This is a genomic window from Nocardia sp. NPDC005745, assembly GCF_040630775.1.
Lineage (GTDB): Bacteria > Actinomycetota > Actinomycetes > Mycobacteriales > Mycobacteriaceae > Nocardia.
Genome location: NZ_JBEXYF010000006.1, coordinates 204,492 through 230,858, shown reverse-complemented (window position 1 = coordinate 230,858; position 26,367 = coordinate 204,492). Strand labels below are relative to the sequence as shown.

The following is a 26,367-nucleotide window of genomic DNA, read 5'->3' as shown; positions in this document are numbered from 1 at the left end:
TTGGTCCAACGATAAGAGGATCCCGAACTCGCCTTCCACTCTTCTTTGCCGAACCTCCCGATGTCGGTGAATCACGGCGTTGACCTGCGGCGGAAGACCACTCGCCACGGCGTTCGAAGAAATCTCCCGGTGGTTGCGTGAGAGGTTTGCTCACATTTCGCGGTAGCACTCACAAGTCGGTCGCACAGCGAACGGCGGCTGGCAGTTGCGCGATCCTGCTGCCGGCTCAGGGCAGCGACGTCAGTTGAGCTGCCCGTACTTCATTCTCGAGCCATGCGCCGATCATCTGAACGGTCATCGCGATGGCCTCGCGCCGTTGGTCGTCGTCGACCTCCCTCGCCGTTGTGCGCAGCAGCGCCGCGAAGCCGATATTGATCAGCACGTAGGCCATCAGGTCGTACTTGTGATCGTCTCCCGGACCGAGGAGCTGGATCAACAGGACCTTGACCAGCGGACGCAGACGCAGTTCGAACTCGGGAACGCGGCTGCCATGGGATTGGACTTCGCCGCCGAGGGCGCGCACCAGATGCGCGTTGGCGACCAACTCTTCGGCGAACAACTCCAGCATCTCGGTGGATACCTTCGGAACCGAGGGGTGCCGCTGGGTTATCGGGCGCTGCGACAAGTCGTAGACCCAGTGGGTAAAACGCCGCTCCGCGTTTTCGAGTAGGCGCTCGAGCAGCTCATCGACGATCGCGGTCCGATCGGGGAAGTACCGATAGACTGCGCCGATGCTCAAGCCGGCCTCCGCTGCGATCCGGTTCGTCGAGGTTTCAGCGATTCCATACTCACCGAACAACCGCGCCGCGGTGTCGAGTATCCGCTCCCTCGTCTCCTTCGCGCGCTGCTGGGTCGGGCGACGGCGCTGTCGGGCGGCCTTGTGCGGCATCACACTTCCCTGTCTAGGGTTGAAAAATGAGCTTTGCTCACTTTAACTTCAGCTGTCGAATACCACTGCCGCTTGTTGTAAGTTGTTAGACCGTTGAATCGACGGCCGACGTTGCTGAGACCAGCGGTACGCGATCTTGGTCATAGGCTGGCCCACGGAGGTGCTGATGATGACCGGTCAGCTGCCCAGAGGTCGACTGGCGCGGGGCACTCGGCTGGGCCGACTGGTCGCGGGGCGGGCGGTGCGCGGAGTCGGGACCCGGTTGTTCATGATCGGCCGGCCCGAGGAAGCCCGGCAGATACTCGCCGAGCGGTCCACTCTGCAAGCCGCGCAGCAAATGGTCACGGTGCTCGGCGGCATGAAGGGTGCGGCGATGAAGCTGGGCCAGATGTTGTCGGTTCTCGATGTCGACCTCGTCCCCGAATCCCACCGTGAACTGTTTCGGGCGAAGCTCGCCGAACTTCGAGATCGCGCACCGGAGGTTCCGTTCAGCGCGATGCGGAAGGTCATCGAGGGTGATCTCGGATCGATGTCCCGAGTGTTCGCCGAGTTCGAGGAGACGCCGGTGGCCGCAGCCTCGATCGGCCAGGTGTATCGGGCGAGATTGCATGACGGGCGCATGGTCGCGGTGAAGGTGAAATACCCCGGTGTGGACGAGGCCGTCCACGCGGACATGCGAAACTTGCAGTTGTTCGCCAAGCTCTGGAGATCCGTGCTGCCGAGCGCCGCCGACGCCGCCGTGCTGGACGAGATCGCTCGCAACATCGGCGGTGAACTCGACTACCTGCGTGAAGCGCGGACTCAGCATGGAGTCGCCTCGCGCTTTCACGAACATCCCTTCATCACCGTCCCCGACAGCGTCGGAGAACACTGCACGCATCACGTTCTCGTGACAGAATTCGTCGAAGGGAAGCCCTTCCAAGAGATTCAGGCGCTGCCCGGGGCCGACCGAGATCGGATCGGTGAGCTGATCTACCGCTTCTACATCGGTTCGCTGTTCTCCGACTACGAGTTCTGCGGTGACCCGCATCCCGGCAACATCCTCCTGGACAAGGACGGTCGCCTCGCCTTCGTTGATTTCGGGCTCTATCACCGGATGAACCCCACGGACGCCGAGTTCGAGCGTGCGTCCCTGCTCGCCGCCGGGGAACACCGGGCCGAGGATCTGTACCAGGCGTGGATCGGCCGCGGCATCATCGATCCGGACGCGAGCGTCACACCACAGGAATGCCTGGAGTACGTGTGGGCCGCCTCGGGTTGGCAGTTACTCGACGAGGAGATCACGATCACCCCCGAACTCGCCACCGCGGCAGTGGTGCTCGCCGTCGACCCGAGGGCGGACGAATTCCGCGGTATGCGGCATCAACTGCTTCCGGCCGAGCACGTGTTCTCCAGGCGGGCGGAGTTGTTCACCTTCGCCGCACTCGGCCAACTGGAGACGACCAACAATTGGCATAGGCTGGCCCGTGAGTGGCTCTACGGCGAGCCTCCAGCAACCGATATCGGGCGGGCAACGGCACGGTGGCGAGCCGGGCGACTGTCGGGACCACCTTCCCACCGCTGACCAGGCCATCATCGTACTGCGGAGAAGTCGATCCGCTCCTCGACCCTTCTTCGCCGATGTAACGGCGGGCAGTGCCACGCACTCACGGTGTGGCACAACGGCGGGGACCCGACCGGGAGTGTTGGTCGCAGCGCCGCCGTTGCGGTTGGGCTCATCCTTGTGATGGCGTACTGCGGATTCCGGCGGTCGATGTGTGGCCTGGATGGTGTTGCCACAACATCCGACCAGGCACCATGACCGGTTCGGCAACCTGGTCGTTGAATTCGCTGACGCCATCAGTGGTGACCTCGAGCATACGGGCGGTGGAGATGTCGAAGAACAGGCCCGATACCGTCAGGCCGCGTGCAGCGGCGGCCTGACGGATCACCGGGTGGCGTCGCAGGATCTCGAGCTGAACGGCGACGTTGACCATGCTCAGCTGGGCGGTTTCGTCATAACCCGCGGCAGCCGCAACGGCCCGCACCGGGTGCCCGGCACGGTAGGCATCCAGGCTAGGGCGGGCATGGGCGAGCCAGGTGTCCAGTCCCGGTCCGATGGAGGCGCCGGCCAGCAGGGCTTTCATGGCACCGCAAGAGGAATGGCCGCATACCACCACGTTGTGCACCGTCAGGTTGTCCACCGCGAAGGACAGGGCCGCCTCGACCGAGGCGTCCGAGCCGTCCGCGGGGTGCAAGTTGCCGACGTTGCGGACGGTGAACAGGTCACCAGGACCGCTGTTGGTGATCACATTGGGCACGATGCGCGAGTCGGCACAGGTGAGGAACAACGAATGCGGATCTTGCCGGTCATGCAGCTGGTCCAGGTGCGGCCGCATTGCGTTGGCGTGACTGCGATGGTAGGCGACCACGCCGGCTGCGACCGCGTCGCCGTTGCGCTCACGCCACGGGCCGAGCACCTCGTCGAGCATGCCGCGAGCCCGGCCGCGCCGGGGCGGGCCGGTCATGACGTGTTCCATGCGCGCGGTACCGATCTCGACGAATTCCACTTCGCCACCGATACTTTCGTGCTGCTGGGCCCAGTCGTGGATGGCCTCGTAGCCGGCGTGGTCGAGGAAGTCGACAGTCAGCTCGACAAGTACGTCGGTACCGGTCGGCACAGTGGCCAGCTTCTTGGTCAGCTTCGGCAGTGCCAGGAACGTGCACGTGCCCTCGACGCGGACGATCCAGCGGTCGGTGCCCGCCACCGGTGTGACCTGCACCGATACCTTTACCACTCGCCACAGCAGCATTGCGATCGCCATAGCCAGGCCGATCAGCACGCCCTCGAGCAGGTTCAGAAACACCACGCTGACCATGGTCACCGCGTATACCGCCAGGTCGCCGGTGCGACGGGCAAGCTGGATATGGGCCAGCTTCACCAGCTGGACCCCCACCACGACGAGCAACCCGGCCAACGCCGACTTCGGGACCTGCTGCGCGACGCCGACGAGCGCAATGGAGAACACCAGGATCCACACGCCGTGCAGAATCGCCGAGAATTGGGTGCGCGCACCGGCGGCCACGTTGGTTGAGCTGCGCACGATCACGCCCGTGACCGGAAGTCCACCGAGCATGCCGGAGATCATGTTGGCCGCGCCCTGAGCCACCAGCTCGCGGTCGAAGTTGGTACGCCTGCCAGTGTGCAGCTTGTCCACGGACACTGCCGACAGCAGGCTCTCCACGCTGGCGATCAAGGCGATGGTGAGCACCGCCGGCACCGCCCCGCCCCAGTTGCCGCTGGGCAGAGCGGGCAGGCCGATGGCGTCGAACAGCGAGCTGTCGATCTCGATGCGGTCCGGATTGCCAGGCAGCACGAGCGACAGCACCGTACCCGTCAGCACCGCGACCAACGGACCTGGGATCAGGCGGACCTTCTCGGGTGCCCGGCGCCAGGCGACGATGATGCCCACGACGATCACTCCGATGACGAAGTCGTCACCATGCGCGTTCAGCAGCTGACCGGGAAGTTCGGTGATGTTCTCGAAGGCCGAGCTGCGCGACGCCCCGCCCAGCAGTACGTGCACCTGCTGCAGCGCGATAGTGACACCGATACCGGCGAGCATGGCATGCACGACGACCGGCGCAATCGCCAGCGCGGCCCGCGCGATCCGGCTCGAACCGAACACGATCTGCAACAGGCCGGCCGCAGCGGTGATGAAACAGGTGGTCTTCCAACCGAACTGGTGGATGGTCTCGGCGACGACCACAGTGAGGCCGGCCGCCGGACCACTGACCTGCAGCGGGCTCCCACCGAGGAAGCCGACCGCGATGCCACCCACAGCGGCCGCGATCAGGCCGGCGGCAACAGGGGCGTCGGAGGCGATGGCAATGCCGAGCGACAACGGCAGAGCGACAAGGAAAACCACGATCGAGGCGGGCAGATCATGGCGGGAGATCGAGGAAAGTCGATCAGACCAGCGGCTCCCCGGTGGAACGGCCGATAAAGGGGTCGCATCGGTGTTGGTGGACATATTTCTCCTTCGCCAGGCCTGCGGGCCGGTCCGGTCGGTCGAACATGTTCTCCAGGCATCGAAGGCAGCCGCGGACGACGGTTATCAATGCCTGCAGCCTCTCCGGCATGGGAGTTCCCAAGATCAACGTACTGGCAATAGCGCAGCGAAAAACGGGACGAACGAATGTTTGTGACCGGCACTATTCCGAGGAGCAGCGTCTTCCTCAGCTTCACAGCGCGCCACCGGGAAAATTTGCTTCAGAAATTAGTTTCCTGCGACGGCGGGCACACCGCTGTGCCGAGGTTCACCCGACAACACAGGGATCGGGTGTAGCACGACAGGCCCTTGTGGTCGGCGTCGGCATATTCGATACCGGGCGGCGAAATGCCACAAGCAACGAGCAGAACTATCGTGTACATTCGGGTCACAGTCAGTGTTGATGCCACTGGTTACTGTGATGATCTACGACGACTTCGGAAAGAGTTGATCTAGAAATCCAAATTCTGGAAACGACATTGCAGGGACCTTCGAGTTCGTGATCTGATCGTCCCGTCCCGAACCCCGGGAATTCTCCACGAACACGACCGAGGATGACTGTATGAACTCGAAAATTATCCGCCCGCTCGCCGTGGCCGCATTCGCACTATCGGCCACCGCCCTCAGTGTCGGCACGGCCTCAGCGGATGCGTCCGCGGCCACCCCCGTCACGGGCTCGGTGGAATTATGCATTCCCATCCCCCTTGGCTCGGCCGAGAACACCTTCTGCCTGCCTATCGGCTAGCTCGACTGGCACGCGGCGGTGCCGACACGGTCCAGGTGAGCACCACGGCGCGCTTCCCAGTTCGAAGCCGTCACCGCCGCGCAGCCTGCGCAACGTGGCCGTCGGCTGAGCGACGCCAGGCAAGGCACACCGAAGACAGCCCGCGTTGAACACCCTCGCTGATCGGGCGGTGAAGGAGCTGGTGTCGACGCCGGGATCAGGCGAACGGCCCCGCACACCGGCACGGTCACCGAGCGCGATGGGGCGGCCCGGACGGCGCATCGGCCCTCGACATGACCAAGCACCCGGCAGGCGGGCCGAGGCAGAACGCCACCCACCATTCGCTTCGGGTCGGGTGAGAGTCAGGAGTTGCATGGCCGTAGATGCCGCAGACCCCACAGCACTGGCCGTGACAGCGGCGCGCCTGCGCATTGCATTGACCGTGATTTTGCGCCGCATCCGGAGAGATCCGAATGAGTGTCGATTGTCCGCGACGCAGTGGGCGGTACTGGGACGGTTGCATCGAGGCGGAGCCATGGCCGCTGTCGATCTGGCTCGCCTGGAGATGTTGCGCCCGCAGACGATGCGCAATGTCATCGACGGGCTACGAGATCGAGGTTTGATCGTCGGCGTACGCGACCCGATCGACAGACGCCGCGTGAACCTGATGCTCACCGACGACGGCCTGGCTTGGGCGCGCGGGCACCAGGGGGTACTGAACGATGCTCTCGCGCGAGTTCTGTTGGAGAACTTGCCGTCCGACGAACTGAAAAAGGTGGACGAAGCGCTGGATCTGCTGGAGAAGATCGCCTACGGGTGATCCACCCACGTCGTGCGCCAGGCGAGCGCACCGCCGATAGGTATGCTGCGCGGCTCACCAGCCTCTCGGCAAATCAGGTCGAGGCTCTGGCCGAACCGTCATTGTGAACTATCACTACCGCTTACCGATCACTCCTCCCGAAATTCACGTTACTCGGAGTAAACCGCCCCTCTGAATCTTGCTCTGGCTATTCTGGAGCAATAGTGCAGTTAACGGGGGTGAAAGGAAGTCCGGCTATGCCTGTCACCACCACACGCCGACAAGGGCTCACGGTATCCGGCCGGCCCATGTCGTTGCCGCTGAAAGATGTCCGCGCCCTGTCGCGGCAGATGGTCGGCCATTTCGTCGAAACCGTCGCCCCCTGTGGCACCTTGCCCGGTGACGCGATCCACGGCGACATCACGATCATCACCCGTGTGTGCTTAGAACTGGCAGTCAGCATGCTGGACGGCAGCAACATTCCGGAGAAGACCGAACAACTCGAGGACGCGGCGGCCCAGTGGGCTCGCGAAGGGGTGCCCATCGGTACCATTCACCACGCTATCCACGAGGGCTTCAAGATCGGCTTCGACTTGGTGGTGTCCACCACCTCGGCCCGGCAGCGGGCCTCCGGCTCGGCCGACACCGAACCGATGTGTACTCCCAGCCTGGCCGACTATCAAAGCATCCTCGACGGCGCCAAACTCGTCGTCGAAATGCTCGACACCATGACCACGGCGGTCTCGGCGGCCTATGTGCGTGAACTGCGCGCGGTCGTGTCGGAGCACCACACGGCAGTGCACACGCTCACCTCAGCGCTGCTCGGGGGCCACCCCACCTCCACCATGGCCCGCGAGTGTGGCATCGACATCTCCGACCGCTATCGCGTCATAGCCCTCGCCATCCCGCCCCACCCGGACGAGTCCAACCCGATACTGGACGCGAAAGTCGTTGCGCGCCGCAAACTCCGGCGCGTGCAGGCGGAACTGGCTACTCGCTGCGACGACACCGTGCTGTCGCTGCTTTCGGTCGACGGCGGCACCCTGCTCATCCCCGCCGATCACATCACCAAGGGCACCCTGAAGGAACTGATCGAGCATCTATCGCGGGCGGCCCGCGTGCACATCACCGCGACGGCGGTCACCGCCACCACCGACGCCGTGCCCACCGCTGCCGATCAAGCCCACGAACTGCTCGACATGGTCACCCGGTTACGGTCGGTGCCGGACCTGTATCACTTCGACGATCTGGCCCTGGAATACCAGCTCACCCGCCCCGGGCCCGCCCGTGAACATCTCGGATCGCTGCTCGACCCACTGGACGAGCATCCCGAACTGCTGGAGACCCTGCAGGTCCATATCGCGCACAACCTGAACCGCGGGCGCACTGCGCGGCTACTGCACGTACACACCAACACCGTGGACTACCGGCTCAAGCGGATCGGTCAGCTCACCGGATTCGATCCCACCATGGCGAGCGGGTTGTGGCATCTGCGTTCGGCATTGGTTGCCCGCACTTACCGAAGGTAAGCAGGCGCGGGCGGGCTCACGCGGAATTACTCCGGTCGATCAGCGTCCACCGTTCCCGCCGCCGCAGAACGGCCTCGCCCGCGCTGGAAAGCGCCACCGACCGAAGGATTCCACGACCCGGCACGCCTACGATTTGTGAAACGAGAGAACTTTGCGTTTTCCACGCCGATCCGGAGCCGGAACCGGCCGATGGTAATCGCGCAAGAGAATCAGCGGAAGATCGGCCTCGACAACGGTCGGAATCGCTCTCGAGAAAGTCGACGAGTTGGAAAACGAAATGGATGATATGCGACGAACCGAAGCCGGCGGATTGCGCGCGACATGGCGGCCGTTCCAGAACCACCTGATCTCCATCGTCGCAGTCCACGAGACAGCCGGTGTCACGCCGATCGTATCCTTCGGCCCCGAGGACTTTCCGGATCTCGCGCAAGCACGAGAACTCCTTCCGGAAATGGCCAAGTTGTGGGACGCAGTACGCCACGACTTCTGGACCAAACTCATCCCACCGCAGCCACGGTGTCGACAATTGCGTTGGAGGTGATCCCGACGCCGTGCCCACTGCTGCAGCCCTACGCTGAAACTATTCACCCCCCTTGGCCTACGTTGCCACGTAGTACTTCAAAAGCATGATGCCAAACCTCGTCACATACCTGTGGGCATGAAACCCGAGGCCGTTCATCCGGATCGGCGGGGATCCAGGCGTCCGGCAGTCGCCGATCCACGGTATGGCGCGACGGCATCTCGGCCGGTCGCGCGGAAATCGCTCGTCAACGCGGTGGGGCTGGGTCGTGTCTCCCAATGATTTGAGCCATTCGATGATGAGGGCCAGCGTGAATCCGGCGCAGTAGGTGCTCGCTAGTTTGTCGTAGCGAGTCGCGACCGCGCGCCGGTGTTCGGCCTTCGAAGGTGGCGATGTCGCGTGCGCGTCACCCGGGGACGGGCAGGATTCTGCTCGCGTCCGAGATCGCTGAGTTCGTAGATTCGTGGCCGAAGCCGTTGGCCTGCAACACCATATGATTTCAGGTGATGCCGCAAGCCTTCGGCGACGGCCGTGAGGTTGCTCTCGAGGTCCAGGGCGGCCCGCTGACCGATGAGGAATGGACCCGCAGGCACGACGACTACCGACGCAACGGTGTGGTCGATGTCTGGTTGTGGCGTCCCGAAGTCGCCCGCACTGGATCTCAACGTGGTAGCGAGGTGGGTGCGCTCGGCCACCAGGTCGTCACGATGGTCGACCAGCAGCCGGATTTCACGTTGGACGCCGTCGAGGCGGGCCATGGAAAGGCCCGGTTCCTCAGGCGCCGCCGATGCGCCCGAGGACGTCAGCGGCAAAGGCGCGGTTGTGATACGGCGCGTACGGTCCACGCCCCCTGGTTACAAGGAGCTCAGCGAGGCGTCGGACCGCTGCGGCGAGGGGCAGGCCGAAGAACTGCTCGTCGGCGCCTTCGTCGGAGACGAACCAGTGGACGACGATCCCGTCGCCGCCCGCAGAGGCCAGTCCGGTGCGCTGAAAATGCAATAGTGGAAGGGTGTTTTTCAACTGATCCAGGGTGCGAAGGGTCTCTCCGGTGAGCGCGTACTCCGACATGTACATCGCGATGCGGTAGTCCACGATGCCGTTGCCCTCCAGGAACCGCTCGACATACAGCACTTCCATCGGCCCGACGTTCAGCGTGAACAGGCGCTGACGCGCGGCGGTCCTGTTCGTGGCGGGTAGCGCACTCAGCGTCCACCGGTCCACCTCCCCGTCGGCGGGGTCGTCGAACGCGGCGGCGAGGTAATCGGCGATGAGGTCGACCGCGGGGTCGAAGAACGGGTCTTGCTGTAGCTCGGCGAAGTTCTCGTCGCTGGCGGAGTGGTGGAGTGTGCTCATGGGAGTCCTGGGGTCACTCGAAGTAGTCCTCGTCGACCTCGACGACCGTGAAGGTCTGTCGCGTCTGGACGCCGACGCCGTAGCGGATCATCAGCTCGGCGAGGCGCCTGCCGTCGATGAGGATGATGCGGGTACCGATGTTCTGCGCGTACTCGCGGGCACCCGAGGTGAAGGCGCTCGTGGTAATGAAGACGCCGCGGGCGGCTCCGACGCCGTGTAACGCGCCGACGAACGCCTGGATTTCCGGCCGACCGACGGTGTTGTCCGCAGCATAGCGCTTGGCCTGCACGTAGATGCGTTCGAGGCCGAGCGGGTCCTGATCGATGACGCCGTCCACTCCGCCGTCACCGGACCCGCCGATCCGGGCGGCCCGGCCTTCGGTGCCGCCGTATCCCATGGCGACGAGAACGTCGAGTACCGAGTGTTCGAGGAACGCCGGATCCTGGCCGCGCAGCCGTGCCAGCAGGTCGGCGGCGACCTCGGAATGGAGGCGTTCGACACCACGCTCGATCTGCTCGAGTGGGTCGACTACTTCGTCGGCGACATGTGCGTCGGCTACGGTGTGGCCATTCAAGGAGCCTGTCCGCGCCGGTGTGTAGTCCTGGTACTCGGGTAGCGCTTTCAGGATCTTCTCGGTGATCCCTGCGGGGTGAGCGGCGAGCAGAGCTCGGCCCGCATCGGTGATGACGAAGGTAGCGCGGGCCGGCTTGTCGACGAGCTTCGCGCGGTACAGCCCGCTGAGCGCCCACCCGATCCGGTTGTCAGCGCGCCCCTGCCCCGACGGCAGCACCTCGGCCCGCTGCTCGGCTGTCAGCCCGAGATGGTCCTCCACCGCCGTGTGCAGGTCGCGCTTACGCCAGATCTGGCCGTCAGTAAGGATTTCCAGCACCGGCGTGAGAAAGCCCGACCATATCGGCATCGCCGACACCGGTGCGGTCACAGTTCGCCTCGGAAGGCGCGGGATTGGAGAGATGCGAAGAGGGAGTCGAGTTCAGCGAGGGCGGTGCGGTGGCACGCACCCATCGACATGACGCTTTCCGGGGTTTGCACCAACTGATCCTAGACTTCGGTTGGTGGCACTACAATTGGCGCCGAGTTCACCTGCGCTGCACTGATCGTGTTCAGTCCCGACGTTGTCTTCGCTGAGCGAAGAAGGGCCCACCCTCTCCAGCGGATCCAGATAGTAGGCGGCAAACTGCTGATGGATGACATCATGGCACCGAAGACGAATCAAGTGGTTCTGATGCGTACCCTCCGGGATTGGTCCATCCCATACTGCTACTCTCCCGATCTCGTGGGCGTTGCCGTGGCCTTCCGCAACGAGCAGGCCCCCTAGTTAAGCCGGGTCCGCTCCATCGCAGTTGACGTTACCTTCATGGTCTTGATCTCGTCCAAGTCCAGGTAGCCGCGCATGACATTCGCTACACGCAGGTACGGCACTCCCGGAATTCTCGGCCCTGGCGGACGTGACGACGCGATTTCCACCGGGCCTCCTTCGGCATTCTCCGTCGTGGAAACGCGTCTCCGACGTAGGTTTGTAGCGGGTGATCGGCGCAAGTGGGTTGTCATCTCCACGCCGGTGAGCGCCGCGGTCCCTTTCGATTGTGTTCCGTGATCTACTTCCGCTACCCGAGAGGACGAAGATCCATGGTGACTATTCGGAACTACCGACGTACTGCCCTCATCGTGACTGTTTTCTCAGCGGCGGGGCTGGCCGTTGTCTCGGCCGCTGCTCCCGCGCTCGCCGACAACACAGTCGACATCAGCGGCGTGGGTCCCGCCAACGTGGGGGTCGACTACAGTTGCGATGCCTCGGCCGGAGTGGCCGGCATCAAGGCGATGGTTGGCGATCCCAATGCGGACAGGCCGTCGGCTACCGGCGCGCAGAACACCGTCATATGCGACGGAGCCCGACATACCGCTGTGGTCCTCATGGTCGGAGCCGATGGGGAGGACGCGTCGCTGTCGGCGGGGCAGACAGTGCAGGTGCGGGTCGCGTTGGTCGATCGCAACGACGTTGTCGTTTCCGGCAAGGCAAACGTGTTCACCCTGGGATAGTGCCCACACCGTGATTGCGTTCGGCGGCGTTCACCGACAGCCGGGTGCGCGCCGCCGTCGCGGGCGGAGCTCGTCGCCGATGATCTTCTAGGTTCCACCGCGCGCAGCGTCGAAGGTTGAGACTCTCGCTAGCGACACCGCAATTCGGCACTTCGTCCACGTCTTGACATCGGTTGCCGCAACGGTGTGCGTCACTCGCGCAGCGGCCGCAACGAGAACCGGTCGTAGTGCAACCCCGGCGTCCTGCCCGCCGCGAGCTGGGTCAGCTCGTGCTCGATCCGCTGCCATTCCTGGGCCGCGACACCCTCCGTCATGTATCCGGTGGCGTCGCATTCCACGCCGTCGCGTGGGTGCTGATCGACGATGTAGGCCTCCACGCCCAGGTCGGCGAGACTCTGCCGGTTCAGCACGCGGCCGATCGGCACGCCATAGTGGACGCCGCGCTCGCTGATCTGTGGCGCGCGCCGGTAGTCGACGAAGTTCCACCCGCCGTGCTCCACGAGCACGCCATCGACATTGACGACCCGTGAGTCGTTGCGTGCGGACGGGAAGACCAGGCCCTGATAGCCGCGCTTGCGCAGTACATGTCCGACCGCGGCGTGGAACATCTCGCCGCCCAGTTCGGGAAAGATCATGGCGCTCATCACCGAAATGAAGTCCACCGTGGACTCATGGCGGGTGCCGGCAAACTGTGCTCGCGCATTCATCGGTTCGGTTTCCACCAGCTCGGTGCAGAAGAACTCGCGGTGCGCTTCAAGCCGCAGGTCCAGGCAGTCCGGCACGGTGACTTCGCGGATTGTCAGTTCGCATAACCCGGGAAAATCCACGAATTCCTGCGCATCCTGCGTTTCCCGCACCGAGGCATGCGCGCGCATGGGAATGACCGACAGGAATGGTCGTCCGCTGTCGAGCAAACGCTCGGCCGAGTCGCGGTACCGCAGGTCCGGGGACTCCGCCACAAACCCCCGGAGGGACTCGACGAACCGGTCCGCGCCAGGATGGCTACTGGTGTCGAACACCGACGGGAACACGCCGCCGCTGAGCCGCCCGCTCCAATAGGTCATCAGCTCGTAGCACATGGTCCCGTCGTCGTGACCGGATGCGTCCCCGCACACCGAGTGGTAGCGGCTGACCGGTAGATCCGGTCCTCCCGCGAAGCGTCTCCGGCGGCCTTTCTCCACCTCATAGAAGCCGGTGCTGGTGATCACGTTGCCGACACCGAGGTTGCGGTGGGCGCCGACCTGGTTCTCGAACTCGGGAAAACACCTGGCGAACACTCTATGAAAGTGTTCATCGCCCAGCGCCGGATTCAGCTGCTTCACGTGTCCGGTGAACTCACCCCGCACGGTTGACTCCTCCCTGTCACCCGGGATTCGTCGTCCTCGCCCGACCCGTTACACGCTGGGTGCCCCGCACAGTGGTAGGCCGATCACGATGTGCCGCTGCCCGATACGACGGTTGCTGCGCGTCCGTCGCAGCGGCTATGAAGTGACGTTCGCTCGGCTCCCAACAGCGGGCGCGATCCCATCGGTCCAGGTGCTGCAGGTGGCACGAATCTCTGGGCCGACCGCTGATGACCGCCGCCTATGTCGGCAGTGTAGGGACCGGTCTCACCGACGCGATGCTGCGCGCCTTTTGGCGAAACTTCCACCACTACAGAGCAAAACGCACACCGTCGAAGTGGACGTCAAAGACGCCATCTGGGTCGAGCCCCGACTCGTGGGCGATGTGTCCTTCACCTAATGGACCAGCGACGGCGGCGTCCGGCACCCATCCTGGCGGGCTCTGCGGCCCCGACCAGACATCGCACGAAGTCGTACGGGAGCGCCGTCGGCATGACGGCGACCGCCTCACATGCCCTGCGCCAGTTGCGTCACCGAGGCTGGGTCACCGCATCCAAAAGCGGCCGAATCGTGCGCTACCGCCTCGCCGACGAAACGATTCACCAACTCTTGCACTGGCTCGGCGCCACCCATGCCTCCGCGCCCCGCTCGGTCTGAGGCTGCGGGTTACCCGCCGGACGGTAATCGTGGCCCTCGGGGAACTCGAGTGTCGGAGTGGACGACAATCTGCACGTGGAGTGCGAAGTTTGCCGGACAGCACTGTCTGCTCGGATCGACGGTGAGCCCGAAGCCGTCCCCTCGGCGCGGGTGAACGAGCACCTGGAGCAGTGTCGGGAGTGCTGTTCCTGGTATGTCACGGCCGTGGAGGTCTCGAAGCTCGTGCGCGGCAGCCGATCGCACGCGCCCGACCTCACCGACGCGATCTTCGCCGCAGCCGAACTGCAACGGCCGAGGCGATCGGTCTGCTCGACACTGCGCGGCATCGTCCCGAACTCCCGTGCCGAGTTGACACGACTGTTGCTGGGTTTGCTCGGCGCCGCGCAGGTCGGCCTCGCACTGGCCCAAATCGCAGGCCTCGACTTCGGGATGAGCCACCACGGTGTCGAGATGACCCGCCACCTACTCAACGAAAGCACCGCGTGGAACCTGGCCATCGGAGTCGGACTGGTCGTCTGCGCGATACGTCCGTCGGCCACCGCAGGCGTGCTGCCCGTGCTCGCGTCGGTCGTCGCAGTACTCAGCGCCTTCGTAGTCGCCGACCTGCATGCCGGCATGGTGCCGCTGCCGCGTGTCGCATCGCATGGCGTATTGGTCGTCGCGCTGGCGCTGGTCACCATCGTTCACCGCACGCGACAACCTCACACTTCTCCCCCGGTCGGCGACCGCGCACCCACCGAATTCGTCCTGCCCGCAGGTGCCCGATTGGGCAAGCGCGCAGATCATCTCCGCTCGACCCAAGATCCCGCCGCATAGTAAGAGGGACTCACATGACCATCGAGCTCGACTCGACAATCCTGACACCCAACCGGATCTCGCTGGCGGTCACCGGGATGAGCTGCGCCGCGTGCGCGAGCCGGGTGGAGCGCAGGCTGAACAAAGTCGACGGTGTCACCGCGTCGGTGAACTATGCGACCGGAGTCGCCACCATTGATGCCGCCGACGATGTCACCGCCGAAGACCTTTGCGCAGAAGTCGACGCCGCGGGATACGGCGCGTCGCCCATCACCGAGCACGCCGAGGCGATCAGCGCAGCCCCCGAGGATGCCGAGGTCAAAGACCTCCTGCGGCGCCTGGTGGTCGCACTGTTGGCGTTCTTTCCGCTGGCCGACCTGTCGGTGATGTTCGCGACTCTGCCCACCACCAGGATTCCCGGCTGGCAGTTGATCCTCACCGCGCTGGCGCTGCCCGTGGTGCTGTGGTCCGCCGCGCCGTTCCACCGCCGCGCGTTGGCGGGCGCGAAAGTCGGCGCAGCGAGTATGGACACCCTCGTCTCGGTCGGCGTCCTCACCGCCACCTTGTGGTCACTGGACACGATGTATCTGCACCCATCCCGGACCGGAACCGCGCCGAAAGGAGTGTGGGCCGCGATCTGGGCCAGTGACGCCATTTATCTCGAAGTCGCGGCGGGCGTCACCTCGTTCGTCCTCGCGGGGCGATACTTCGAGGCCAAGGCCAAGCGCGCGACGGGCAGCGCGTTGCGGGCGCTGGCCGCCCTCGGCGCCCGCGAGGTCACCGTGCTGACCCGCGACGATCACGAAATGCGCATTCCGATCGGCGAACTCGTCGAGGGGCAGCGGTTCGTGGTCCGTCCGGGCGAGACGATCGCCACTGATGGACTCGTGGTATCGGGCGAGTCCAGCATCGACGCCTCGGCCATGACCGGCGAATCGCTCCCGGTCGACATCGCGCCGGGTATGGCGGTGATCGGCGGTACCACCGCGCTGACCGGACGGCTGATCGTCGAGGCCGCCGCGGTAGGTGCCGACACCAAACTCTCGGGCATGATCCGGCTCGTCGAGCAGGCGCAGACCGGCAAGGCGCGCATGCAGCGCGTGGCCGATCGCGTGTCATCGGTCTTCGTGCCGTGCGTTTTCCTGCTCGCAGGCGCGACCTTCGGCGTGTGGTGGATGACCGGAAGCGGAGGCGAGCGTGCGGCCGCGGCAGCGCTGGCGGTGTTGGTCGTCGCCTGTCCGTGCGCGCTGGGTCTGGCCATACCCACCGCTCTGCTTGTGGCATCCGGCCGTGGTGCGCAACTGGGCATCTTCATCAAGGGCCATCAAGCGCTGGAAGCGACCCGTGACGTCGACACGGTAGTGCTGGACAAAACCGGCACCCTCACCCACGGGGTGATGAAGGTCGTCGCCGTAACCGTCGAGGGCGCACTCACCGACACCGAGGTGCTGCGGTTCGCCGGGGCCGTGGAATCGGCCTCCGAACATGCGGTCGCGGCTGCGATCACGCGGCACGCACGACAGGCGCACGACACCTTGCCCACGGTCGAATCGTTCGAGGCACTCCCGGGATTGGGTGCACGCGGCACCGTCGAAGGTGCACAAGTGCGCGTGGGAAGGCTCCGGCTCTTTCATCAACAACGCATCGACGTGCCCCCGGCCCTGCTACGGGAGCTCCGCCGCCAAGAACGAGTCGGTCGCACTGTGGTGCTGGTCGGGGTGGACAGGGTCGCAGTCGCGCTCCTCGCGGTGGCCGACACAGTGAAAGACAGCGCGGCTCCCGCTGTAGCCCGACTGCATCGACTCGGCCTGCGCGTGTGCATGTTCACCGGCGACAACGCGTACGTCGCGCAGTCCGTCGCCGACGAAATCGGCATCGACGAGGTGGTGGCCGAACTACTGCCCGAGGGCAAGGTCGAGCTGATCGCGCAGATGCAGGAGCACGGACATCGAGTCGCCATGATCGGCGACGGCATCAATGACGGCGCGGCGTTGGCCACCGCCGACCTCGGCATGGCGATCGGCGCGGGCACCGATGTCGCGATCGCCGCCGCCGACGTCATCCTGGTGCGCGAAGACCTCGCCGCGGCCACCGACGCGATCGAGCTCGCGCACGCGACTTTGCGCACCATCAAAGGGAACCTGGTGTGGGCCTTCGGCTACAACATCGTCGCCATACCGGTCGCCGCGCTGGGTTTGCTGAACCCCCTGATCGCGGGTGCGGCGATGGCATTCTCGTCGTTCTTCGTGGTCTCCAACAGCCTGCGCCTGCGTCGAGCACGTCTGGGCGGCTGATCGGTGCCCGGCGTCACCGACGGCTGCGGGCCAGCTGCTCCAGCATCGCGTTGTACGCGGCGAGATCGGAATCGCCGTACTCGTCGTCCTTGCGGTCGGTGCGCACCGCGGTGCGCCGATCCTGGGCCGTCCACTGCGTCAGCAACGCGCCCACCACCAGCAGAATCGGGACCTCGCCGGAAACCCAGGCGATGCCACCCCCGACGTGCTGATCGGCCAGCGGATCGATCGCCCACGGCAACTGGAGATTGTCGTAGAACCGCTGGCCGACAACGGTATTCATCGACATGATCGCGATGCCGAAAAACGCGTGGAACGGCATCACCGCGAACAACATCCCCAGCCGTCCCAGATGAGGCAACCTGCGCGGAGCCGGGTCTATGCCGATGATGCCCCAGTAGAACAAGTATCCGACGATCAAAAAATGGACGTTCATCAGGACGTGGCCCCAGTGGTAGCGGATCAGGTTCTCGAACAGTGTCGTGAAATACAACCCGTACAACGAGACCACGAACAGCGCGATCGCTGTGCCGGGGTAAGCCAGGACAGCGGTCGGCTTGGCATGCAACAGTGCCAGCACCCATTCGCGCGGCCCATGCACCGCGGACCGTGCGCCCGAGGGTAAAGCCCGCAGCAACAGCGTCACCGGCGCGCCGAGCACAAGAAGTACCGGGACGAACATATTCAGGGCCATATGAGTGATCATGTGCACGCTGAACATCGCGAGACCATAGGTACCGATGCCCGAGGACGTGGCGATCAGTAGAGCCAGACAACCACCCATCCACGACAGAGTGCGCCATCGTGACCACCGGTCTCCACGGCGACGCAGCCGCAGCACGCCGAGGACGTACGCCACCACTCCGACCAACGCCGCCGTCCCGAGCACGAAATCGAAGCGCCACGACACCAGCAGCCGCCACAAAGTGGGCCGATCCGTCAGTTCGAAACCGAGGAACACCTCCTGCGCTGTGAACGACCGGTCGGCGAACGCGGGCGCCGGTTGCACCGACATCGCCACCAGCACGCTCAGTATCAGTGCGGAAAGTGCTGCGCTCCAGGCGAATACCCACACGTTCTCGCCATTCGGCACCCGAGTGCGGTAAGAGCGCCACAGCGTCCACCCCGACGCGACCAGCCCCACCGCTGCGAACAGGGCCAACCTGCCGTACCCCGTCGTGAAGACACACGACCACGGCAACAACACGAGCACGAGCACCAGCCCGCTCACCACCGCGGTCACTGTGCACAGGGCCCCGATGACAACGGCGCGCCGAGCTGTGACCGCTGTGTCCGAACCACCACGCCGCAGCTGCTCGGCCACGCACCAGAACAACCCCGGCCCCACCGACACCGCGAGCTGGAAAAGGATCATCGCGCCGGTGCCGTAATCGTGGTTCGGTCCTTCGCCCGCGTTGCCGACCAACGCGGGCGGTAGCACGGCCACGGCCGCAGGCAACGTCAGTAGGGCGACCCCGATCCAGGACAATGTCAGCCGCGCGCCGAGACTCACCGCGGCGGCCAGCACCGCGACGACAACCCATGCCTTGGGTTTCTCGCTCGCCTCCAGCAGTGCCCCGAGCGCGCCGGTGCGCACCAGACCCGACAGGCTCAACCCACCCGAATTGGCCGCTGTGACCGGTATCAACGCCAGCGCCGAGACGAACCAGACCAAACCGGCGCGCTCGGCCAGCCGCAAGCCCGCATAGCCGTCGACCAGAATCCGGCCCTGCGTGGAGACTCGCGTACAGCACACCGCGTAGACCAGAGAGCCGAGTGTCACCGCGCCCGCGAGCGCGGCCACCGTCCGCAACATCGCGTAGCCCAACGCGGACGCAAGCCCGGGATAAGCCGTTCCGGCCGCGCGGTAGGGAATCTCGCCCATCGCCAGCACGGCGCCGGTGACCAGCGCCAGCGACACCACCACCGCGACGATGCGAACACAACGGACATCCCAGCGATTCACGTCCACCGTCGATCCACCCGACCTCCAACCAGAAACTACTGCCTCCAGAAGAGACAGCTCGCGCATAGTGGTCGGATCGTGCGGACGGGAAGTTCCCGACGTCAGTGAACCAGAAGCCACTGCACCGCCGACGGCTTCTCCGATCGGTTGGACCGGCGGCCCCCGATCCGCCCCCGGCGGAACCGATCCCGTACGCCACCCGACTATCTGACCTCGAGGCCGCTCACGGGCGGCGTGGCGTGGCTGGGAGGACGGCAGTGCAGACACACCCCGCGGTAGGACGGGACCGGCTGACGACAGCCTCGGTGACAGGCGTACTGACAGCGGCCATGGCCTTCTCCATGCTCCAGTTGTTCATCCTCGGCGCGCTGGGTCCTCGCCTCGTTCCGGATCTCGGCATGTCCACCACCGCATTGGGATTGACCACCACCGTCGGTTTCGGGACAGCTGCGCTGCTGTCACCGCTGGCCGGTAGAGCGGTGGATCTGCTGGGGCCACGACGATGCCTGATCACACTGCTGCTGACCGTCACGGTCGCCCTCGGCGTCATCGCCGCCGCACCGGCCTACGCCGCTCTCCTCGCCGCGGTGGCACTGGGCGGCGTGCCGCAGGCGCTGGCCAACCCCGCAACGAACAAGGCGATCCTGGCGGCGATCCCGCCGGCCGATCGCGCAGGTGTGACCGGCGCCAAACAGTCTGGTGTTCAGCTCGGCGCGATTGCCGCCGGATTGCCGCTCACCGCGCTGGCCGCTTCGGCGGGCTGGCGTACCGCGGTGTGGACGGCAGCGGGTATCGCGCTGCTGGTCGTGCTGTGGGTGTGGCGTTCCCTGCCGGCCGACCCGTCGCGGCAGCACCACGGCACGTCCAGTTCGACCATCGGTAAGCCGGAACAACGCGGGACCGATGGCATTGTGTACTGGCTGGCCGTGTATTCCCTGTTTCTGGGGGCCGCCATGGCGTCGATCAACACCTACCTGGCGCTGTTCGGTGAACGACGGCTCGGGCTCGGCGCCGCGGCAGCGGGGACCCTCGTGGCCGTGCTCGGCGTAGCGGGCATCGCAGGCCGCATCGGCTGGGCCCGTGTGGCGGGGAACCCGCGCGCGGCCGTCGTCCTGCCGGCCGGCTTGGCGTTCGGATCCGGGATCGCGGCGCTGCTGCTGGCCGCTTCCGCGCTGATGACCGGGGTCGTGTGGCTCGCGGTGATCGCCATAGGCATCTTCGGTATGGCGGGTAACGCGGTGTCCATGGTGCTGGTGATTCAGCGCTCGGTCCCTGGACGAGCCGGACGCAACTCAGCGTTGGTGTCGGCGGGGTTCTTCGCCGGGTTCGCGGTAGGGCCACCGCTTTTCGGTGCCGTAGTGCCATCGATCGGATACAGCAACAGCTGGCTGATCGTCGCGGCGGAATTCGCGGTCGCGGCGGCGGTCGCGGCGCTGTGGGCAGTGCGCGATCGAGCGCCCCGCGTCGAGGTGCAGGCGTGACGACTATGCACGACACCCGCCACGGAAGACCTGAAGCTACTCGGCCACAAACTATTTCACGAGATTCCTCACAACAGCTGCATACGGCGGAATCGCGTGGGGGCGCACCGTGGTGACGGATTGGGCAGGCGCGGCATTCGAAGCCGTCATGGACCGCGTATCGAGCACACACGCCGCCGTCGGCACACGGTTTCCGCTCTACGCCGACAGTACCTCCGGCGAATGGACAACCACCTCCCGCGGATCCTGGACCGGCGGCTTCTGGGCCGGCCTGCTCTGGCTGCGTGCATTGGCAAGCGGTCGGCACGAGCATCGCAGCGCCGCCGCGGAAACGACACAACGCCTGGCCGGCTGGGTGACGTCGGACACCTCCACGCGCGGGTTGATCCTCTGGTACGGAACGGCTCTGGCAGCCGGGCGCGGTGGAGACGCAAGCGCATCGGCGCTCCGCGAGGGCGCCGCACGCCATTGCCGTTCCGACTTCGATCATGGTCTCGGGGTACTGCCATGGGGTTCGGTGTTCGGTGGCCCACGCCTCCTCGCTCGGGTGGACGGAATTCCGGGCCTGGTACCGCTGCTGGCCACGGACATGGACCCACGCGGCCCGGACATCGCCCGCGAACATCTCGCCACACACTTGAGCCTCTGGCGGACAACGCCGATCGGCACGCCGGCATGGGTCTGGTCGGAGGGCACGTGGCTGCCCTCGCCGCAACCGCAGCGCGGGTGGAGCCGAGGCCGGGCCTGGCTCCTGCTCGCGCTGGCCGACGCCTGCCGGTACTTGTCCCCAGAATTCCTCGTCGATGCCTGCGCGCTCCTCGGCGCCGACCAACCACTGGTGCCCAGGGCCGAAAACCGCCCCGACGCGCCCCCGGACACCTCGGCCGCCGCGATCGAGGCAGTTGCGCTCCTGAAACTTGCTGCTGCACAATCACACACAGCACAATCTTCGGCGATGCGTTTGCGAGCCACCGAGATCACCCGACGGCTGGTCACCGACTTCCTGAGTGGTCCCGGCACCCAGCAACCCGGGGGCAGGCTGGGTGGCGGATGTTATGACTTCGGCCGCGGGCTTGCCACCAGCCATGAGCTGATCTGGGGCAATTTCTTCTTCGCCTCGGCTCTGGCCATGCAGACCGGGTTGGTCGCTCCCTTCGACACCTGACGCGGCCTCAGCGCAGTATCGACCTGGCCACAGAGGTGATGTGCAGTTCGTCCGGGCCATCCAGCAAGCGCGCCATCCGCCCCATCCGCAGCAGTCCCGGCAGTGCGGTATCCGGTCCCAGCCCAGCAGCCCCGTACACCTGGATCGCGGAATCGGCCACTTGTTGCAGTGTCCGCGCCGCGGCCACCTTCGCCAAACCGGACTCCACGCGAGCGTCATGACCCGCGTCGAGGAGCGCGGCCGCCTTGTGCACCAGCGGCCGGGTGCTCCGGATGGCCAGCAGTGACTCGAAAACATGCTGCTGCACCAGCTGGCGCTGCGCCAGCGTTCCCGACGACTGACTGCGCGTGCGAGCTCGCTCGCACATCAGGTCATAGGCCCGCTGCGCCTGGCCGAGCCAACGCAGACAGCGCAACGTCCGGCCCAGTTGCAGTCGCTGCCGCGCGATCGGCAACGCACCTCCCCGCTCGCCGATGAGATGGTCTTTCGGCAGCCGGACCTCGTCCAAGACGATCTCCCACTGCCCACCCACACCGAGGACGGGAAGTTCACGCACGAGCCGGAAGCCCGGAGTGTCCGTCGGCACCAGCAGCAACGACAATCCATCCCGATCCGAAGCCCGCCCGTCGGTGCGAGCCAGAACAGTGATCACATCGGCGTCCTGGGCGTCGCTGACGAACCATTTGCGACCGGACAGGACCCACGAACCGTCCGGCGCCTCCGTCGCTCGGGTGGCCGTCAACGTCGGATCGGTGCCCGGTGCGTCGGGTTCGGTCATCGCGTACGCGGCACGCATCTCCCCGGAAACCAGTCGCTTCAGGTAGCTCTCCCGAACGCGGTCACCGGCATGACGCTGCAACATCCGCACATCCAGCAGCGAGGCCGAGCCGAGTACCGCGGGCCCGTGATCACTGGCGCCCTCGGCCTCGGCCAAGCACACATACTCGCCGAACGGAAGTCCCTGACCACCCAGATCCCTCGGCAGCGGCAACGCCCACAGCCCGGCCGCCCGCGCGGCATCGGTCAACTGCGAACGCACTGCCGCAGCGCCGGCGCCACCTGCGTCCAGCAGAACCTCCTGCGGCATCACTCGTTCTGCCACAAATGCTTCCACACGCTCACGCAGCGAGGTGCCGTCGACCCCGCCGGCGGACATACGGGTGTAAGAGGCAAACGGGTCCATGGCTTCTCCTGGTCTGCCGGGAACTCGACGTCCCCGCGCTGCGACTGCTGTTGTCCGCGGGAGTGGTCGGCGGCGATCGCCACCGAGTTCCCGCGGCGGTCACTCTGTTCGAGAAGGAGAGCCATGACACTCGGCGCTACGCGGACCTCCGACAACCAACTGACGGCGAAACCATTGCAGGGGGTGCAGCTCGAGACCGGTGGACCGCCGGGTCCGGTCTCGATCGCGGCGCAGCACCTGCGGCTGCTGGGCGCTGAACCTTCCACAGGCGAGCATGACGCGCTGACTCTCACCGATGCCGACGGCGCGACGGTCCAGACCCGCTTGTCTTGGGGCAGGCCGGACAGTGAGGTATGCGACGAGGCGACCATGCAGGCCGCCGCAGGACTGATGCTCGTGCACGGACGTCGCGACGGCTCACCCCGCGGACTGGCCGTGGACTACGTCTCGACCGCCTCCGGTGTACTCGCCGTCCAAGGCCTGTTGGCCGCGCTCATCGGCCGCGCGAGGGGCACTTCGGTCACCTCGGCGGACGTCTCCCTCGACCGCGTGGCGCTGCTGACCGTCTCGCAGTACCTCGCCGCGGCGTGCGCCGAGGACGACGAAGCCAGCCCACTGGCACCCGGTGGGCCACCATTCACCACTGCCGACGGCGTTCGATTCGAACTCGAAGCACTGGACGTCGCGGTGTGGGCCGAATTCTGGCAGGCCATGCGAGCACCCATGCAAGCGGCGCGAAAAGGATGGCGGCCCTTCCAGTTCCGCTATGCCACCGCCTGCGCTCCGATCCCCGACGAGTTGCATCACACCACGCTGGGCAGCACGTGGGCGCAGGTACAGGCCGCCGCGGCCGAATCCGGCGCCGACGTCTGCCGATTACACACCCTCGCCGAACGCTCGACGGAACTGCACGACGGCGGAGAATCGACGCTGCCATGGGAACTGGCCCCACACCCGGGGATCCCTGCGGCGCTACCGGCACGCGGCCGATGTAGCGGCGAGCGTCCTCTCGCGGGCTTCACCGTGCTCGAGGCAGGGCGTCGAGTTCAGGCTCCACTCGCCGCGCACCTCCTCGGACTGCTCGGCGCGACCGTCGTGCGAATCGAACCGCCAGGCGGTGACCCGCTACGTGGCATGCCACCCACCTGCTCGGACATCTCCGCACGCTGGCTGGCCCTCAATCGGGGCAAGGACGCGGTCGAAATCGACATCAAGTCCCCCTCCGACCGACGACGGTTGCTCGAACTGGCAGCAGACGCCGACGTCTTCCTCCACAACTGGGCGCCCGGCAAAGCCGAGCAACTCGGACTCGACGCCCACACACTATCGGCCGCCAACCCCGGCCTTATCTACGCCTACACCAGCGGCTGGGCAGAGCGGCTCCCCGGCGCACCCATGGGCACCGACTTCATGGTGCAAGCCCGCACCGCTGTCGGAGAGGCCGCGCGCCCAGCCGACGAACCACCGATACCGTCACCGATGACCCTGCTCGACGTGCTGGGCGGCATGCTGGGCGCCGAAGCGATCCTTGCCGGACTGCTCACCCGCGAACGCACCGGCCGTGGCGTCCGCGTGGAATCCTCACTCCTCGCCGCCGCCCAGCTGCTCACCACACCGGCTCTGCACCGGGCGCGCGACGGTCATCCCCTACGCCGACCCGCCGGATTCCGTCGCCCCTTGCCGACCGGTGACGGGCTCCTCGCACCCGCTGACGAACACGCAGCCGCCGCAGCTGACATCGCGGCACAGGTACGTGCGCTGTCCACCGACGACGCTCGCGCGATGCTTCACGGCCGAGGCATCATCACCACCCCCGTAACGACCGATCTGACAACCCTTCCCACCGATACCCGCTTCGCAGGCGCCATGACACGGGACGACCACGGCGCCGTCGCCGTGTCGTCGCCTTGGAGGTTCCGATGAGCGTGGCACTACACGATCTGGTCCCCCGCAAGCTACGCAGGACCTGGGCGGCTGACGGCAGCTACCCCGACCTGGACCTGTATTCGCTGTTCCGGGCACGCCGCTGCCAGCACCCGCACCGAACGGCGCTGGCGGACAACGAGGGCGAGGTGACCTACGCGCAATTGGACACCTTGGCCCGGCAGCTGGCCACCGGTCTGGCCGCCCGAGGCGTCCATGCCGGCGATGTCGTCGGCGTCCAGCTGCCGAACTGCCGCGCCGCCGTGATCACAGACCTCGCTTTGGGCGCACTGGGCGCGGTCGCCCTACCGTTCCCCGCCGGTCGCGGCATGCGCGAGGCCGAGTCGCTGCTGCGAAGATCGGAAGCCGTCGGTGTCCTGGCCGCCACCCAGTTCCGTGGACACACCCACGCCGCAGATCTCGCGCAATTGCTCGGCCGATCGCCGACATTGCGTTTCGTCGTCGCCGTCGGCACCGATTCCGCGCCGGAGGGCTGTGATCCTTTTGCGGAGCTGTTCACCGGCGACGACTACGACTTCGTCCCGGCTCGTCCTGATCCGGACGCAGCCGCTCGTATCCTGGTGTCCTCCGGGTCGGAGTCGGAACCGAAAATGGTCGCCTACTCCCACAACGCGCTGGCAGGCGGCCGCGGCAACTTCATGGCATCGCTGTTGACCGACGACCGACCGCCCCGCAGCCTGTTTCTCGTACCGCTCGCCACGGCATTCGGCAGCAACGGCACAGCGGTGACGCTGGCCCGCCACGGCGGCGCCCTGATTCTGCTGGATCACTTCTCGCCGGTGGAGGCGTTGGCGGCGATCGAACGGCATCGTCCCACGCATGTGCTCGGCGTCCCCACCATGATCCGGATGATGCTCGAAAACGGTGCCGCCGAGACCGACACCTCCGCACTGACGGCACTGGTGCTCGGTGGTTCGCAACTCGACGCCACCACCGCTCGGGAGGCGCAACGTGCTTTCGGATGCACAGTGGTGAACCTCTACGGGTCGGCCGACGGCGTCAACTGCCACACGGACATCGATGAAATTCATTCCCAGGATGGAATTTCGGGAGTCCTGGTCGGGCGGCCCGACCCGCGCGTGGCACAGATCCGCATCGACCGGGTCGACACCGGCCGGATCGCGGCGCCGGGTGAAACCGGAGAAATAGTCGCCCGCGGTCCGATGACACCACTGTGCTACGTCGCTGACCCCCGGTTGGACTCGCGCTACCGCACGAGCGACGGCTGGGTACGCACCGGTGACCTCGGCGTACTCGACCCCGCAGGCCGCCTGCACGTGGTCGGACGGCTCAAGGAGATCGTCATCCGCGGTGGCGCGAACATCAGTCCCGCCGAAGTCGAACGCATGCTGGCCACGCATCCCGATGTCCGCGATGTGGCGTGCATCGGCGTTCCCCACGACGTGCTCGGTGAACGACTCGCCGCCTGCGTCGTGCCACGGCCGGGCAGCGTGGTCGACCTGGAAGGGTTGTGTGCTCACTTGGCGGCCAACGGCATGGAGCGCGGCAAACACCCCGAATCGCTCCTGCTGCTCGATGCCCTGCCCTTGACCCCGGCGGGCAAGCCCGATCGAGCGGCACTGCAAATTCGGTTGACGACGGCCCGTCACTGAAAAGTATTGCGGGGCAGCCGTTT

At 65.9% G+C, this 26,367-nt stretch carries 18 protein-coding genes and 1 pseudogene; 11 read left to right on the top strand and 8 right to left on the bottom strand.

Going from position 1 to position 26,367, the window contains the following annotated elements; all coding sequences use genetic code 11:
* Positions 1-226 precede the first annotated feature (226 nt).
* Entirely contained in the window at positions 227-889 is a 663-nt protein-coding gene (locus tag ABZ420_RS09345; protein WP_357119366.1) for a helix-turn-helix domain-containing protein, read from the bottom strand.
* Positions 890-1,058: 169 nt separating this feature from the next.
* Between ABZ420_RS09345 and ABZ420_RS09340 the strand changes: the two genes are divergently transcribed.
* The gene (locus ABZ420_RS09340; protein ID WP_357119436.1) at positions 1,059-2,453 is read left to right on the top strand and encodes an AarF/ABC1/UbiB kinase family protein; all 1,395 of its coding nucleotides are present in this window, start codon (positions 1,059-1,061) and stop codon (positions 2,451-2,453) included.
* Between the two features lie 151 nt (positions 2,454-2,604).
* Here ABZ420_RS09340 and ABZ420_RS09335 read toward each other — a convergent pair whose 3' ends face one another.
* Positions 2,605-4,902, bottom strand: coding sequence for a bifunctional SulP family inorganic anion transporter/carbonic anhydrase (locus ABZ420_RS09335; RefSeq protein ID WP_357119363.1), 2,298 nt, complete (start codon positions 4,900-4,902; stop codon positions 2,605-2,607).
* Between the two features lie 1,115 nt (positions 4,903-6,017).
* On the opposite strand from ABZ420_RS09335, the gene ABZ420_RS09330 reads away from it, so the two are divergent.
* Complete coding sequence (locus ABZ420_RS09330) at positions 6,018-6,464, top strand: MarR family transcriptional regulator (RefSeq protein WP_357119360.1); 447 nt, start codon at positions 6,018-6,020, stop codon at positions 6,462-6,464.
* A 236-nt stretch (positions 6,465-6,700) separates the two neighbouring features.
* The gene (locus ABZ420_RS09325; RefSeq protein ID WP_357119357.1) at positions 6,701-7,972 is read left to right on the top strand and encodes a helix-turn-helix domain-containing protein; all 1,272 of its coding nucleotides are present in this window, start codon (positions 6,701-6,703) and stop codon (positions 7,970-7,972) included.
* 855 nt (positions 7,973-8,827) lie between these two features.
* Here the strand turns inward: ABZ420_RS09325 and ABZ420_RS09320 are convergent.
* Genes ABZ420_RS09320 through ABZ420_RS09310 form a run of 3 tightly spaced genes read right to left on the bottom strand, consistent with a single transcriptional unit; the run spans position 8,828 to position 10,764 of the window.
* Entirely contained in the window at positions 8,828-9,250 is a 423-nt protein-coding gene (locus ABZ420_RS09320) for a hypothetical protein (protein ID WP_357119354.1), read from the bottom strand.
* 16 nt (positions 9,251-9,266) lie between these two features.
* Positions 9,267-9,845, bottom strand: coding sequence for a hypothetical protein (locus tag ABZ420_RS09315; protein ID WP_357119351.1), 579 nt, complete (start codon positions 9,843-9,845; stop codon positions 9,267-9,269).
* Positions 9,846-9,858: 13 nt separating this feature from the next.
* Positions 9,859-10,764, bottom strand: coding sequence for a restriction endonuclease (locus tag ABZ420_RS09310; protein WP_357119433.1), 906 nt, complete (start codon positions 10,762-10,764; stop codon positions 9,859-9,861).
* Between the two features lie 692 nt (positions 10,765-11,456).
* On the opposite strand from ABZ420_RS09310, the gene ABZ420_RS09305 reads away from it, so the two are divergent.
* Positions 11,457-11,903 carry a hypothetical protein gene (locus ABZ420_RS09305; RefSeq protein ID WP_357119348.1) on the top strand — a complete coding sequence of 149 codons (447 nt, stop codon included), beginning with the start codon at positions 11,457-11,459 and terminating at the stop codon, positions 11,901-11,903.
* A 191-nt stretch (positions 11,904-12,094) separates the two neighbouring features.
* Here the strand turns inward: ABZ420_RS09305 and ABZ420_RS09300 are convergent, their stop codons facing one another.
* Positions 12,095-13,249 carry a hypothetical protein gene (locus ABZ420_RS09300; RefSeq protein WP_357119345.1) on the bottom strand — a complete coding sequence of 385 codons (1,155 nt, stop codon included), beginning with the start codon at positions 13,247-13,249 and terminating at the stop codon, positions 12,095-12,097.
* 477 nt (positions 13,250-13,726) lie between these two features.
* Here ABZ420_RS09300 and ABZ420_RS09295 point away from each other — a divergent pair.
* From ABZ420_RS09295 to ABZ420_RS09285, 3 genes and pseudogenes are all read left to right on the top strand, one after another.
* Positions 13,727-13,903: pseudogene (locus tag ABZ420_RS09295) on the top strand (helix-turn-helix domain-containing protein); the annotation flags it as partial.
* A gap of 75 nt (positions 13,904-13,978) precedes the next feature.
* Complete coding sequence (locus ABZ420_RS09290; RefSeq protein WP_357119342.1) at positions 13,979-14,719, top strand: zf-HC2 domain-containing protein; 741 nt, start codon at positions 13,979-13,981, stop codon at positions 14,717-14,719.
* A gap of 14 nt (positions 14,720-14,733) precedes the next feature.
* Positions 14,734-16,992 (top strand): heavy metal translocating P-type ATPase, encoded by a 2,259-nt coding sequence (locus ABZ420_RS09285; protein ID WP_357119339.1) that lies wholly within the window; start codon positions 14,734-14,736, stop codon positions 16,990-16,992.
* Positions 16,993-17,005: 13 nt separating this feature from the next.
* Here ABZ420_RS09285 and ABZ420_RS09280 read toward each other — a convergent pair whose 3' ends face one another.
* Positions 17,006-18,964, bottom strand: coding sequence for a cytochrome c oxidase assembly protein (locus tag ABZ420_RS09280; RefSeq protein ID WP_357119336.1), 1,959 nt, complete (start codon positions 18,962-18,964; stop codon positions 17,006-17,008).
* A 299-nt stretch (positions 18,965-19,263) separates the two neighbouring features.
* Here ABZ420_RS09280 and ABZ420_RS09275 point away from each other — a divergent pair, with 299 nt between their 5' ends.
* Positions 19,264-20,439, top strand: coding sequence for an MFS transporter (locus ABZ420_RS09275; RefSeq protein WP_357119333.1), 1,176 nt, complete (start codon positions 19,264-19,266; stop codon positions 20,437-20,439).
* Positions 20,440-20,551: 112 nt separating this feature from the next.
* Positions 20,552-21,604, top strand: a complete 1,053-nt coding sequence (locus ABZ420_RS09270; RefSeq protein WP_357119330.1) for a hypothetical protein — start codon at positions 20,552-20,554, stop codon at positions 21,602-21,604.
* 7 nt (positions 21,605-21,611) lie between these two features.
* On the opposite strand, the gene ABZ420_RS09265 is transcribed toward ABZ420_RS09270, so the two are convergent.
* Entirely contained in the window at positions 21,612-22,787 is a 1,176-nt protein-coding gene (locus tag ABZ420_RS09265) for an acyl-CoA dehydrogenase family protein (protein WP_357119327.1), read from the bottom strand.
* 123 nt (positions 22,788-22,910) lie between these two features.
* On the opposite strand from ABZ420_RS09265, the gene ABZ420_RS09260 reads away from it, so the two are divergent.
* Positions 22,911-24,710: a CoA transferase gene (locus tag ABZ420_RS09260; protein ID WP_357119324.1), complete on the top strand. Its 1,800-nt coding sequence runs from the start codon at positions 22,911-22,913 to the stop codon at positions 24,708-24,710.
* Positions 24,707-26,344, top strand: a complete 1,638-nt coding sequence (locus tag ABZ420_RS09255; RefSeq protein WP_357119321.1) for a class I adenylate-forming enzyme family protein — start codon at positions 24,707-24,709, stop codon at positions 26,342-26,344. The genes ABZ420_RS09260 and ABZ420_RS09255 overlap by 4 nt, the downstream gene beginning before the upstream one ends.
* Positions 26,345-26,367: the final 23 nt, after the last annotated feature.